The sequence below is a fragment of the Arthrobacter sp. JZ12 genome, assembly GCF_035189165.1.
Taxonomy (GTDB): domain Bacteria; phylum Actinomycetota; class Actinomycetes; order Actinomycetales; family Micrococcaceae; genus Arthrobacter_D.
On the sequence record NZ_CP045246.1, the window covers coordinates 1651822 to 1665057 of the forward strand.

General features: G+C 64.0%; 14 protein-coding genes and 1 tRNA gene. 12 read left to right on the forward strand and 3 right to left on the reverse strand.

The features are described from left to right. The first annotated feature begins 155 nt into the window (after positions 1–155). The 7 genes from GC088_RS07625 to GC088_RS07655 all read left to right on the forward strand — a co-directional run bounded on the left by GC088_RS07625 (position 156) and on the right by GC088_RS07655 (position 7395). Positions 156–1496, forward strand: coding sequence for an acetyl-CoA C-acetyltransferase (locus tag GC088_RS07625; RefSeq protein WP_323961865.1), 1341 nt, complete (start codon positions 156–158; stop codon positions 1494–1496). 2 nt (positions 1497–1498) lie between these two features. Further along, positions 1499–2851, forward strand: coding sequence for a 3-oxoacyl-ACP reductase (locus GC088_RS07630; protein ID WP_323961867.1), 1353 nt, complete (start codon positions 1499–1501; stop codon positions 2849–2851). A 20-nt stretch (positions 2852–2871) separates the two neighbouring features. Continuing rightward, positions 2872–3924: a MaoC/PaaZ C-terminal domain-containing protein gene (locus GC088_RS07635; protein WP_323958427.1), complete on the forward strand. Its 1053-nt coding sequence runs from the start codon at positions 2872–2874 to the stop codon at positions 3922–3924. A 16-nt stretch (positions 3925–3940) separates the two neighbouring features. Next, positions 3941–4906 carry a trypsin-like serine peptidase gene (locus tag GC088_RS07640; RefSeq protein ID WP_323958428.1) on the forward strand — a complete coding sequence of 322 codons (966 nt, stop codon included), beginning with the start codon at positions 3941–3943 and terminating at the stop codon, positions 4904–4906. A 95-nt stretch (positions 4907–5001) separates the two neighbouring features. Further along, positions 5002–6240, forward strand: coding sequence for a kynureninase (locus GC088_RS07645; protein WP_323958429.1), 1239 nt, complete (start codon positions 5002–5004; stop codon positions 6238–6240). Between the two features lie 72 nt (positions 6241–6312). After that, a tRNA-Leu gene (locus GC088_RS07650) sits at positions 6313–6396 on the forward strand. Positions 6397–6618: 222 nt separating this feature from the next. Further along, positions 6619–7395, forward strand: a complete 777-nt coding sequence (locus tag GC088_RS07655; RefSeq protein ID WP_323958430.1) for a hypothetical protein — start codon at positions 6619–6621, stop codon at positions 7393–7395. 232 nt (positions 7396–7627) lie between these two features. On the opposite strand, the gene GC088_RS07660 is transcribed toward GC088_RS07655, so the two are convergent. Next, entirely contained in the window at positions 7628–8293 is a 666-nt protein-coding gene (locus GC088_RS07660) for a TetR/AcrR family transcriptional regulator (RefSeq protein ID WP_323958431.1), read from the reverse strand. A gap of 155 nt (positions 8294–8448) precedes the next feature. On the opposite strand from GC088_RS07660, the gene GC088_RS07665 reads away from it, so the two are divergent. Both GC088_RS07665 and GC088_RS07670 read left to right on the forward strand, forming a co-directional pair. Then, on the forward strand, positions 8449–8688 hold the full coding sequence (locus GC088_RS07665) for a hypothetical protein (RefSeq protein WP_323958432.1): 240 nt from the start codon (positions 8449–8451) through the stop codon (positions 8686–8688). Beyond that, positions 8646–9407 (forward strand): NAD(P)-dependent alcohol dehydrogenase, encoded by a 762-nt coding sequence (locus GC088_RS07670; RefSeq protein WP_416377441.1) that lies wholly within the window; start codon positions 8646–8648, stop codon positions 9405–9407. The genes GC088_RS07665 and GC088_RS07670 overlap by 43 nt, the downstream gene beginning before the upstream one ends. A 69-nt stretch (positions 9408–9476) precedes the next feature. On the opposite strand, the gene GC088_RS07675 is transcribed toward GC088_RS07670, so the two are convergent. Continuing rightward, complete coding sequence (locus tag GC088_RS07675) at positions 9477–10076, reverse strand: DUF6318 family protein (protein ID WP_323958434.1); 600 nt, start codon at positions 10074–10076, stop codon at positions 9477–9479. A gap of 176 nt (positions 10077–10252) precedes the next feature. Here GC088_RS07675 and GC088_RS07680 point away from each other — a divergent pair, with 176 nt between their 5' ends. Both GC088_RS07680 and GC088_RS07685 read left to right on the forward strand, forming a co-directional pair. Then, the gene (locus tag GC088_RS07680) at positions 10253–11554 is read left to right on the forward strand and encodes a M20/M25/M40 family metallo-hydrolase (protein ID WP_323958435.1); all 1302 of its coding nucleotides are present in this window, start codon (positions 10253–10255) and stop codon (positions 11552–11554) included. Next, positions 11554–12705 (forward strand): acyl-CoA dehydrogenase family protein, encoded by a 1152-nt coding sequence (locus GC088_RS07685; RefSeq protein WP_323958436.1) that lies wholly within the window; start codon positions 11554–11556, stop codon positions 12703–12705. The genes GC088_RS07680 and GC088_RS07685 overlap by 1 nt, the downstream gene beginning before the upstream one ends. Before the next feature lie 6 nt (positions 12706–12711). On the opposite strand, the gene GC088_RS07690 is transcribed toward GC088_RS07685, so the two are convergent. Continuing rightward, positions 12712–12945, reverse strand: coding sequence for a DUF5703 family protein (locus tag GC088_RS07690; protein WP_323958437.1), 234 nt, complete (start codon positions 12943–12945; stop codon positions 12712–12714). 41 nt (positions 12946–12986) lie between these two features. On the opposite strand from GC088_RS07690, the gene GC088_RS07695 reads away from it, so the two are divergent. Further along, positions 12987–13229 carry a hypothetical protein gene (locus tag GC088_RS07695; protein WP_323958438.1) on the forward strand — a complete coding sequence of 81 codons (243 nt, stop codon included), beginning with the start codon at positions 12987–12989 and terminating at the stop codon, positions 13227–13229. The last annotated feature ends 7 nt before the right edge of the window (positions 13230–13236 follow it).

Sequence of the window (13236 nt, forward strand, 5' to 3'; positions counted from 1 at the left end):
GCGATTCACGATACCCAGCGTATCAGGTACGCTTGGTATCGCTAACTGTGCTTCCGCCATGCCCGCGGTTCGCAGGGATCTGTCCCACAGGGAGCCGTCACAGGCCCCGTCCTAGCAGCAGCCGTCCGAACAAAGTCCAGGCAAGAGGAGCAGCCGTGAACACATCTGCCACTGAGCAGCAGCCCGACTCACCGCAAGGGTCGGCCGCCGGCCCGACTTCGCGTAGGGCCGTCGTCATCGGGGGGAACAGGATTCCCTTCGCCCGCGCCGGTGGTGCGTATGCCTACTCGTCCAACCAGGACATGCTGACAGCTGCACTTGACGGTCTGGTGGCCCGCTTCGGGCTCCAGGGCGAGCGGATCGGTGAAGTTGCCGCGGGCGCGGTACTCAAGCACTCGCGTGACTTCAACCTCACCCGCGAGGCGGTGCTGGGTTCAGCGCTCGCCTCAGATACGCCTGCCTACGACGTACAGCAGGCCTGCGCCACCGGCCTCGAAACCGTCATAGGCCTGTCCAACAAGATCAAGCTGGGCCAGATCGAGTCAGGCATTGCGGGGGGTGTCGACTCGGCGTCGGACGCTCCAGTTGCGGTGAGCGAGGGACTGCGGCGAGTGTTGCTCGATTTCTCCCGTGCGCGCACCACACCGCAGAAGCTGGCAGCCCTTCGCGGGCTGAGGCCGGCCCACCTGCTGCCTAATGCACCAACCACGGCCGAGCCCCGGACGGGGCTGTCCATGGGTGAGCACCAGGCGATCACCACCGCCCAGTGGAGTATCAGCCGGAGTGCCCAGGATGAGCTGGCTTTGGCAAGCCACACCCGGATGGCTGCCGCCTACGACCGCGGGTTCTTCGACGACCTCATCACGCCCTTCCGCGGCGTATCGCGGGATGGAAACCTTCGTGCAGATACCTCCCTTGAGAAGCTCGGGTCCCTCAAGCCTGTTTTCGGCCGGAACCTCACAACCGAGGCAACCATGACGGCAGGCAACTCGACGCCCCTGACCGACGGCGCGGCCGTCGTACTGCTTGGTTCCGAGGACTACGCACGGACACACAACCTGCCGATGCTTGCCAACGTGGTGGATGCGGAAGCAGCCGCTGTGGACTTCGTCCAGGGCAAGGAGGGCTTGTTGATGGCCCCTGTCTATGCCATGCCGCGGCTGCTCCAGCGCAATAACATGACGTTTGCGGACTTCGACTTCTTCGAGATCCATGAGGCTTTTGCAAGCACCGTGCTGACTACCCTGGCGGCCTGGGAGGACGAGGATTTCTGCAGGACAAGGTTGGGCCTGGTCGGAGCACTCGGCACGGTCGACCGCGCCAAGCTCAACGTCAACGGATCCTCGCTCGCCGCAGGTCACCCGTTCGCGGCAACCGGCGCCCGCATCGTGGCGTCGCTGGCCAAATCGCTTGCCGAGAAAGGCTCCGGACGTGGATTAATCTCTGTATGCGCCGCCGGCGGCCAGGGCGTCGTCGCCATTCTGGAGGCACGCTGACCATGACGGACAACTACACCAGGCTCGTCAACGCGCAGCCCTTTGCCCGGGTCGCCAAGACACTCGGTCTGCCCAGGCCCGTTCCGCTTCGCCGTCATGTTCCCGGTGAGCCTCTCATCCCGGGACCGGTCCTTGTACTCGGAACCTCCGACGGTGCGCAGCACGTTGCCTCGACTCTGCTGAACTGGGGACTGGACGTACGGCGGCATGTGAGGCCGAAGGAAAAGCTTGGAGCGGCCGTTCTGGTCCTCGATACCATGACCGGGCTGTCCGAGCTTTCCTCGGTTTTCCTGGAGCTGGCCGGGGTGGTGCGAAACATTCTCCCCGGCGGACGGGTCGTGACGATCTCGCGGCCTGCTTCGTCCGCCGATGAACCGGAAACCGCGGCCGCTCGGCAGGCCGTCGACGGGTCGCTTCGCAGCCTGGCGAAGGAACTGCGGGGCGGCGCCACCGCTAACGGAATCCTGGTCGCCGAGTCGGCCGGGATGAGCGCCGGCGGTGTGTCCGGCACCCTCCGGTTCCTGCTCTCCGGCAAGAGCGCATACGTTGACGGGCAATTCCTCACGGTCGGAGCGTCCACCGGGATCGAACCTGCCCACGAGCGCCAGCAGCAGGGCGCGCCGCTTTCGGGACGCACCGCCGTCGTCACCGGCGCCGCGCGCGGCATCGGTGCCGAGATCGTCAAAATTCTGCGCCGGGACGGCGCGCATATCATTGCCGTGGACGTGCCGGCAGCAGGGGAGCAGTTGGCACAGGTAGCCAATAACGCCGGCGGTACCGCCCTCCAGGTTGATGTCACGTCCCCGAATGCGGGTGAACGAATTCTCGAGCATGCCGCAGGCCGTTACGGTCGGCTCGACATAGTGGTGCATAACGCGGGGATCACCCGGGACAAACTCCTGGCGAACATGGATCCCGGACGGTGGAACTCCGTGTTGGCCGTGAATCTGGAATCGCAACTGAGGATAAACAAGCAACTGCTGGAGTCCGAGCACTTCAGCGAGGACGGCAGCATCGTATGCCTGGCGTCGACCAGCGGAATAGCCGGCAACCGGGGCCAGACCAACTATGCAGCGTCAAAGGCTGGCGTAATCGGCATGGTGCGCGCGACTGGGGCGTCGTTCGGCGGCTCCCAACGGCGCATCAATGCCGTTGCCCCGGGATTTATCGAGACTGAGATGACGGCGAAGATCCCCTTCGCCACCCGCGAGATTGCCCGCCGTTTGAGCAGTCTGCAGCAGAGCGGCCTGCCGCTCGATGTCGCCGAAACCGTCTCCTTCCTGTCCTCACCGGACGCCGCCGGCATCAACGGGCAGACGCTGAGGGTCTGCGGTCAGAATCTGGTGGGTGCCTGATGGACCGTGTCCTGACTTCCATGCCGAGTCTGTCCTCGCTCTACGGGAAGGCGCTTGTCCGGCCGCTGCAGGACAGGGTGCGGCGATCAGGGGCTGTTTCCGGGTTGCCTGCGGAGCGACATCGGGTAGAGGGCATCGCGGGTGCTCCTGACCAGGTACGCGGGTTCCAGGGCCTGATGCGCCGGCCTGACGTCGATGTGATGCCGTCCGGGTACGTCCACACGCTTGTGTTTCCCCTCGGCGTGAGCGTGCTCGCCCGGCCGGACTTCCCCCTCCCGCTGCCCGGCATGATCCACCTGCGCAACGAGATCCGGCACCTGCGTCCCATCGGTCTGGACGAGCGGTTGACTGCTACGGCCTGGGTGGAGAATCTGCGAGGGCACCGGACCGGAACCCAGGTTGACGTGGTCGTGGAAGTGGAGGCTTCAGGCGTGCCTGTCTGGCATGGCACGTCAACCTACCTCGCGAAGGGCATCCAGCTCGCTCTGCCCGAAACCGATCCGGTTTCGGACCCGACGTCTGAACCCCGCCAGGAAGCGGTTCCGCCACCGGACTACCCGACGTCGGTCTGGGCCCTGCCCGAAGATGTAGGACGCCGGTACGCCGAAGTCTCAGGGGACTACAACCCCATCCATCTCAGCCGCTTGACCGCGCGCGCCATGGGCATGAAGAGGCCGATTGCACACGGAATGTACCTCGCCTCCCGCATGGTTGCCGACTTCGGGCCGGGGGAGGAGAGCGCCTTCATCTGGAGCGCCGACTTCCACTCGCCCGTCTCGTTGCCCGCACAGGTCGCCCTCGCTCCGCTCACCGGAGGTGACAACGACGGCGGGGGAGGCAGGGAGGCGAGGTCGTCGCCTGGGATCCGCGTCGGCGTCGTACGTATTTCTCCGGCCGGATTCAGCCGCTGTAGGCCGCGCGGCCGCGGAATGATGGCACGCTGGTTCGCCAAAGTCGAGGGTCCTCTGGGGATCGGCCGCCATTTTCCTCGAGATGTCCTGCAGGCCTGTGAATGGGGCTTGCTGCCGGTGCAGACTCCTGTGGGTCAGCTACCGCTGGCAGCAAGCACTTGATCGAAATGAGGATTTCGTGAACTCACGAGGTTTCAAGGCAGCCGTTCTCGCAGCATCGACGCTGATGGCTTCGGCTCTCCTGACCGGCGGGGCTGCGCAGGCCGCTCCGCATGCGCCCGGCAACGCAGCCGGAGCCGCAGCATCACACGTTCAGACCGACTCGCAGGAAGCACTCAAGGCCTACTGGACGCCGGAGCGCATGAAGAACGCCAAGCCGGGAAACACCATCAACTCGCAGGGCTGGGGCGAGCAGGGCCGCTCGATCATGCCTAAAGCGGGCAACGCGACCCTGGCTACGCCGGAGAAAAATGCAAGCCCCGCTACTCGTGCCGGAAGCCCGACGCCCGTGTCCCACATCGGCAAGGTTTTCTTCACCATGGGCGGCCAGAACTACGTCTGCTCGGCCAACTCCGTGCAGAGCGGAAACCAGAGCACCGTGGCCACTGCCGGCCACTGCACGTACGACATCGATGCCGGCTGGGCCACCAAATTCGTCTTCGTACCGGCCTACAACAATGGTGCCTCCCCCTACGGAATGTGGGCCGCGGCCTCCCTCCACTCGACCACGGAGTGGGTGTCCCGCAACGACATCAGCTACGACGGCGCGTTCGCCGTCGTCGAGCCCCTGAACGGGCGCACATTGGCGGCCACCGTCGGGGCCTCGAACATCGGCTTCAACCTTGCGCGCAACCTCACCTACACCGCGTACGGCTACCCGGCTGCCAGGCCGTTCAACGGCGAGACGCTCAAGAGCTGCTACGGAACGGCATCCGCCGACCGTATCGGCGGGACACAGTCACAGGGCATTCCCTGCGATATGACTGGTGGTTCCTCCGGCGGTCCATGGTTTATCGGATCCGGTTCGGGCGGAACACAGAACTCGGTCAACAGCTTCGGCTACAACATTCAGAAGAACGTGATGTACGGGCCGTACTTCGGCAGCTCCATCCAGAGCGCGTACGCCACGGCCGCCAGCCGCTAGGGGATCGTCAGCGACGCCGAGGTGCCGTCCTTGCCGGAAATCCGCGAGACGGCACCTCGGCGTACGCCCGCAGGGGCCGCACCTACACTGATGCAATGAGTTTTGACGCCCGTACTGATCTTGCCCGTTCCCTGGATGCCGAGGATCCCCTGGGGTGGTGCCGGGAGCTGTTTGAGGGCCACGACGACCCCTCGCTTCCCGCCTATCTCGACGGAAACTCGCTTGGACGGCCGCTGAAGGCAACAGCAGAGCACCTCAATGAATTTGTGCGCGCCAAGTGGGGGGGACGGCTGATCCGCGCATGGGACGAGGAGTGGCTGCGGCTCCCTGAGGCTGTTGGGGATCAGATCGGTCGCGTGGCATTGGGCGCGGCCACGGGGCAATGCGTGGTGGCCGACTCCACCAGCGTGCTGCTCTACAAGGTCATCCGGGCTGCGCTAAATGCGCGGCCGGGGCGCTCCGAGATTGTGATCGAGCGCGCCAACTTTCCCACCGACCGGTTCATCGTCGAGGGGATTGCGCGGGACCGTGGCCTCACGGTGCGCTGGGTGGAGACCCCGCACGACGGCGGTCCCACGCCCGAGACGGTGGGGAGCCAGGTCGGGCCGGCTACGGCCGTCGTCGTACTCAGCCATGTTGCCTACCGCTCCGCCCATGTTGCGGACATGGAGACCATCACGAAACTGACGCACGACGCCGGCGCGCTCATTGTGTGGGACCTTAGCCACACCGTGGGTTCCGTTCCCGTCCACCTGGATGCTTGCGGGGCGGACTTCGCCGTTGGCTGCAGCTACAAGTACCTCAACGGCGGACCGGGCGCTCCTGCCTGGGCCTATGTGGCGGAGCGCCACCTTCAGGGCCTCGATCAGCCTATCCAGGGCTGGCTTGGCAGTTCCGCCCCTTTCGGAATGGGAACCGCCTACGAGCCCGCGGTAGGTGTCCGCCGCCTGGTCTCGGGTACCCCGCCGATCCTGGGAATGGTGGCGATGCAGGACATGCTCAATCTGCTGGAGCAGGTAGGCATGGATGAGGTTCGCCGCAAGTCGGTCCAGCTGACGTCGTTCGCCATCGACGCTGTCGATGAATTGATGGGTAGGGCAGGGGTGGTTATCGCCTCGCCAAGGGATGCAGACCAGCGGGGCAGCCACATCACCATCGATCATCCTGCCTTCGAGAACATGCTGCCGGAACTGTGGGAGGAGGGCGTGATTCCCGACTTCCGCAACCCGCACGGCCTGCGCCTGGGCCTGTCCCCGCTCTCGACCTCCTTCGAGGAAACCCTCACCGGCATCCGGGAGATCGCCCGAAAACTGGGGGTTGCGACCCTCGATTAAAGACTTTGGCCATCGTCGTGTTAGAGTTTTTCTCGCTGCTTTCGAGGAGATGAAACTTCGAAAACACCACCTGCGCGGGTGGCGGAATGGCAGACGCGCTAGCTTGAGGTGCTAGTCCTCTTATTGAGGGTGGGGGTTCAAGTCCCCCTCCGCGCACAAGGAAAACCCCGGGAAACCGGGGTTTTTTTGTGTCCTCTGAGCAGCGGGGAACCAAGACGCGGACAAGCCACATAACGGTTTCCTCACGAGACCAAATCGTGCTGTTGACAGCCAGTTCCAGCCGGTAACGTCCGCTGTGGGGGATGCAGCACTGCAGCAGGGTTCTTGCCAAAGGCGATTCTCCGCCACACCCATCCGATTCTTCGCGAAAGTACGCCCTTGTCCAAGCTGTCATCGCTCACCGCCTTCGCCGTAGCCGCCGTCTTCCTCGCAGGCTGCAATAGCAGTCCAGCTGAGGAGCCCAACATCGGCGCTGCACCGTCTGAATCCGCGCCGTCGTCTGCCACTCCGTCAGCGGGGTCCACCGAAGAGAATGAGACGCCCACATCGGAATCGCCCGCAAGCGCAGTACCCACATTCAAGCCGGAGCCAACCTCCGAACCGGAGCCGACCTCCGAACAGGAGCCTGACGAGTCGGCGACCGACGGGCCCAAGCAGCCAGTGCCGACTATCGAGCCGCTTCCGGTCGGACCGAACGATCCGTTCGTGCCGCCGCCACACGGCGAACCGAACCCGATGCCCGGGAACCCCTACCCAAATGTTCCACCTGGCTCACCACACACGAGCGACCCGGATGATGAGGGAGCGCGCAGCGTTGCACACCCTCAGCCCGGTTATCCTGGCCCAACTATCGCAATCATGCCGGGCGTGCTGACCATAGGCGGCCACGGCTACATCCCGGGCGAGGCCATTCACGTTCTGTTCGCAGAGCCGCACACCGACTACAACCTTCTGAGCCCCGGCTCGGGCTGGCCGCAGCAGCCTGTGATCGCCTACGCGGGACCTGACGGGTCCTACACATTCGACATACACATTTCCGACGACCTAGCAGCCGGGCAGTACGGTGTCATGACCTGGGTACCTGAACGGGGCAAGGACAGTCCTGGTGCGGGTGAAGCGTCCAAGCGCTTCCTCGGGGTTGACTTGATGGAGTAGCTCGACCCTACCTATGTTGAGTCTGCACCCGCCGAACAGGGCATCAGCAGTTCCAAGGTATCGCTAGGGTCACTTGCGCATGATTGCTGGTGGAGCCAGCCGCCACCGGTTTTGGCTCCTTCTGCCGGGCGGGGCCGCCCTTCCGCAGGGCCGCCCCGCCCCGCCCACCGACGTCGTTCTTATCTTCGTTGATCAGCTTCGTGTCGGCGAGGCACAATTGCCTGCAATCCGATCAGTCTGCATTCAGCGAGCGTTCGAGACCGTCGAGAATCAGGTCCAGTCCATACACGAACTCATTTCCGTAGTCGTACCCGGGCTGCAGGACTACTTCCGTGGCGATCTCGACCATATGCGGGTATTGCCCGCTCTCGAAGTGCTCCGTGATGGACCGCGCTCGGGATCCAATGTCGTCACCTGCCAGGGGGAGAGCGGCTTCCTGGAGGGCGAAGCCATAGATATAGCTGTCGATCAAAGAGTAGGCATGCGCTGTCTGCTGAACGGTGAAGCCGGCGCCCCGAAGAGTGGCAAGGGTGGCCTCATGATGCGTGAGGGTTGCGGGCCCGGGTGACTTTCGCGATTCCAGAAGCCCGACGGCCCACGGATGCCGGTGAAGTGCCTCACGCGCCGACAGGGCACGACGCCGCATCTCGGCCTTCCATCCCTTGCTGGGCCCCGGCGTCCTGATCTCCGCGAAGACGATATCCACCAGCCCGTCAAGGATCTCCTCCTTGTTGGCGACGTAGTAATAGAGGGACATCGGTTTGGCTCCGAGTTCAACCGCGAGAGCCCGGATGGAGAGCGCGCTGATTCCTTCGCGGTCGGCCAGATCGCATGCAGCTCCCAGCACCTTCTCACGCGTCAGCCGTACTGCCGTGTTCGCCGCCTTCTTCGTCGGCATCGGCGGCCTCCTGCCTATCGACTTCTCGTACATCGTACGATAACGTTTCACCGTACAGTGTACGAAAACTGCCGTCACCCACGAAAGGCGCCTCCGCGATAAAGCTCGATGATCAGGTTTCCGATGGGCAAACGCTCCCGCGCACCATGAAGGCGATGGTGCAGTATCGCTATGGTTCGGCCGACGTCCTGCACCTCGAGGATCGCGCGCTCCCAACTTTCCGTACGAAGGACGTGCTGGTCCGGGTGCAGGCGGCCGGTGTCGACCGGGGAGTCTGGCACATGATGACGGTACTCCATACCTTGGACGCCTGGCCTTCGGCGTACGGCGTCCCCGGAATCCCGTCCCGGGCATGGACCTGGCAGGCACTGTTGTGGCCGCCGGCTCAGAGGTGACTCGTCTCAAGCCAGGTGACGAGGTGTTCGGAAGCGGCAGGGGTACCTACGCTGAATATGCCGCCGCGTCATCGGACATGGTGTCACTGAAGCCCGCCGCGCTCTCCTTCGCCCAGGCAGCAGCTATCCCCGTCTCAGCGGTAACCGCGCTGCAGGGGCTGCGCAAGGCAGGTCGAATCGAACCCGGCCAGCAGGTCCTGATCACGGGCGCTTCGGGCGGGGTGGGAAGCTATGCCATCCAAATGGCGAAAGCCTTGGGTGCGGAAGTGACGGGCCTGAGCAGCGCGGGGAAGTTCGACTTTGTCCGGTCCCTCGGCGCAGATCACCTGATCGACTACCGGAAGACCGGCTTTCCCCGCGCGTCCCGCGGATACGACGTCATACTGGACATCGCCGGCAACCCGTCTCTTCGAAGCTTGCGTTCGGCACTCACTCAAAACGGCACTGCGGTCATTGGCGGCGGGGAGGAAGGCGGCACTCTCACAGGGGGAATTGGCCGCCAGCTGGGCGCCGTCATGCTTTCGCCTTTCATTCGCCAGCGCCTCGCCATGTTCCTGGGGCTGGTGCGAGCCGCGGATTTGGAGGAGCTCGCTCGAATGATCGACGACGGGCAGCTGGTGCCGGCGCTGGACCGCACCTTTCCGCTCGACCAAGCCCAGCTGGCCCTGCGCTCCCTCGAAGCCGGCGAGGTCCGAGGCAAGGTCGCCATCACGCTCTGAAGCCGAAAAATGCAGTGCCCGGTCCTGACTGGGTCAGGACCGGGCACTGTCTGAGGCAGAGCTGATGGACTACTCGGCCGGGAGTTCTGCGTCGGGGGTTTCCTCGAGGTAGGTCACCTTCCAGGCATCTTCGGAGTAGACCACCGTAGCGGAATAGATGGATCCCGCCGGGTCGAACGGGCGGGTCTCCTCGACGTCGCCGCTCTCGGTGAACTGGGTGTACGCGTTGGGATTGACCGGAATGACGGCGTCGACCTCCACGCCCTCCTTGACCTCCTCGGCAGGTGTGGTGATCAGGAGCTGCTTCACCTTCGGCTGTCCTCCAAGGATCCAGCCGCCCTCGGCGTAGATCGCCTTGATCTTCTCGGCTTCTGCAACTGCTGCGTCGGCACCGTCCAGGGCGGCGAGCAGCGGTTCCACGTCTCCGGTCTGCTGCGCGTAGGACTTCAGCTCGAAGACATGGTGCAGGAAGGCCTTTGCGCCCTCCGCGGTGGCCTCGCTCATCAGGTCGTTGACGGCGGGCTCGGCGATGTTCGCGGCGGGCGCCGTCGAGCTTGCGGGTGTTGGTCCGGCGTCGGGCTGTGATGCCGAAGACTGGGTGGATTCACCGCATCCGGTAAGGACGGCAAGGGCGACGGCGGCGGTAGCCGCAATCTTGATGGGCTTCATGATCTCCCCGTGGAAGGTTATGGGTCCTGCGCCACTCCGGCGCACCGCCCAACAGAATAGCGGTAGCCTGAGGCAACAAGACAGGAATGGCACCCCGACGTGCCGCAGATCACACCCGACCTTCCGGCAACTGCGCCGGTAGGCTGGGTCAAAACCACTATCAATGGAGGTTCGCCGTGAGCATTGCACCCGAGGACGAAGTAGTTCGGATCTGTCAGGAGCTCATTCGGATTGACACCTCGAACTTTGGGGACAACGCAGGGCCGGGCGAGCGCAAGGCCGCAGAATACACGGCCGCGCTGATGGACGAGGTGGGCCTAAATGCCGAGCTGATTGAGTCCGCCCCGGGGCGGGCGTCAGTCGTTGCCCGCATGGCCGGAAGCGACCCAACGCAGGCTGCCCTGGTGGTGCACGGACACCTGGATGTTGTACCGGCACAGAAGGAGGACTGGAGCGTCGACCCGTTCAGCGGGGAGGAACGCGACGGGCTCATCTGGGGCAGGGGAGCCGTGGACATGAAAGACATGGACGCCATGATCCTGTCGGTCCTGCGGTCCATGCAGCGGGACGGGGTCAAGCCAAAGCGCGACCTCATCTTCGCGTTCTTCGCCGACGAGGAAGCGGGAGGCAAATACGGCGCATCCTGGCTGGTGGACAATCGCCCGGAGCTGTTCGACGGCGCGTCAGAGGCAATCTCCGAAGTCGGGGGATTTTCGGCGATGATCGGGGGCCAGCGGACCTATCTCCTGCAGACCGCGGAGAAAGGGATCTCCTGGCTGCGGCTGGCCGCTCATGGGCGCGCAGGGCACGGCTCGCAGATCAACACTGACAATGCGGTCACCCAGCTCGCCAAGGCTGTTGCCAGGATCGGGGAATATCGATGGCCAATTCAACTGACTCCGACAACGCGCAGGTTCCTGGACGGAGTCACCGAACTCACGGGCGTCGAGTTCGACGCCGAAAACCCCGAGGCGCTCCTGCGAGAGCTGGGGACGGTAGCGCGATTTGTCGGAGCGACCCTCCAGAACACATCCAACCCCACCGTTCTGAAGGGCGGCTACAAGCACAACGTCATACCCGGTAGCGCCGAAGCCCTCATCGATGTGCGAACACTGCCCGGTCAGGAGGAGGAAGTCCTCGCCACCATCAAGTCGCTCGCCGGCGAGTCCGTCGAGGTGTCCTACGAGCACAAGGACGTCTCTCTGGAGGTTCCCTTTGCGGGCAACCTCGTTGACCGCATGGTGGATTCTCTCCTGGCCGAAGACCCCGGCGCGAAGGTGCTGCCGTACACCTTGTCCGGAGGCACCGACAACAAATCACTGAGCCGTCTGGGCATCACCGGATACGGCTTTGCTCCGCTGCGACTGCCCGAGGAGCTGGATTTCACCGGCATGTTCCACGGCGTCGACGAACGGGTACCGACGGATTCGCTTAGGTTCGGCGCGCGTGTGCTTGACCGGCTGCTGCGAAACAGCTGATGACGCTCCCTCCCGAGACCCTGCTGCCGGACGACTTGCTGGAGCGCTTCCGCAGTCGTGCCGCCGACTACGACGCCCGTAACGCCTTCTGCCAGGAAGATTTCGACGAGCTGTCCGAGCACGGCTACCTGAAGCTTCTGTGCTCCCAGAACGACGGCGGTGCCAGCGCCGACATCTCAACGGCGGCCGCATGCCAGCGCAGGCTGGCGGCCGCCGCGCCTGCCACTGCCCTTGCCGTCAACATGCACCTCGTCTGGACAGCGGTAGCGAAGCTAATGCAGGCCGGCGGCGACGACTCACTGACCTTCGTCCTGCGCGAGGCGGCTGAAGGCGAGGTCTTCGCTTTCGGGTTGTCGGAACCGGGTAACGAGTCCGTCCTGTTCGATTCGCGGACACGGGCTGAAAAACGGGAAGACGGTGGGTTTGCCTTCACTGGAGTAAAGATCTTCACCAGTCTCTCCCCGGTGTGGACCCGGTTGGGCGTATTCGGCAAGAATGCGGACGGTGGCGAGGGCCGCCTGGTCCACGGATTCGTCACGCGGGGGAGTGACGGCGTCGAAATCCTCCAGGACTGGAACACGGTCGGTATGCGCGCCACGCAGTCCCATACCACCCGGCTCGACGGCGTCGTGGTTCCGCCGGAGCGCATCTTCCGGCTGCTTCCCGTCGGCCCCAACCGCGACCCGCTTGTCTTTGCGATCTTTGCCTCGTTCGAAACTCTGATCAGCGCCGTGTACACAGGCATCGCGGACCGAGCGCTTCAGCTTGCCGTTGAAGCCGCGCAGGGACACGGCCCAGGGATGGACGGCACTCCCTACGTGTCGCGTCCCGGAGTGAGGGCCGCCGTGGCGGACGCCGCCATGAAGTGGGAGGCTCTCGATTGCCACCTTCGTATGGTCGCTGGAGATATCGATGAAGGCAAGGACCACGGGGATAAGTGGTTCGCCAAGCTTGTCGCGCTGAAGACGCACGCAACGAATTTTGCCCGAGAGGTTGTAGCCACGGCTTCTTCGGTAGCCGGCGGAAGGAGTTACTACAGCGATTCGGAGATAGCGCGCCTGATGCGGGATGTGGCAGCAGGTTCTTTCCACCCGTCCAGCCCGGACTCTGCCCGCCGGACGGTGGCTAACGCCTGGCTCGGAAACGAGTAGACAGCTTCACGCAGTGCGCTGCACGCGGAGAACTTTTCGCCTGAGCCAGAAGCGCCGGCTGCCTCCCATGTAGATGCAGCTTCGCTCCAATTCCCACTTGCCGTACTCGGCGTGCTCAGTCAGAAGCTGGCGCGCAGCGGACAGCGGTTCTCCGGCGTTCACGGTTACCACCAGGTACTCATATTGGCGCCCGTAATCGCGCTTGCGGACAACGGCGGGGTTCAGAAATTGTTCGCGCATTTCCCTCCAATTTGCTTCACTTTACCGATAACGTCTAGGTCATGAGCATCGATCCGCGTGTCGCATTGCAATCGCTGGTTTCCTCGCTGGAGGAACACCTTGCCGCCGCCGCATCACGCAGGGGAGATGATGACCCTGCTGTGGAAGCCGCGTACCTCTCCATAGCGGACTCATTTGAGGCTTACGAGGAATCCCTCTATGAGGCGTACGGCGAGGTTACTCCACTCGTCATCTATGAGGACGATGACGAAGAGGAAGAAGAAGAGATCGTCACGGGCTCCTGAGAGCCCG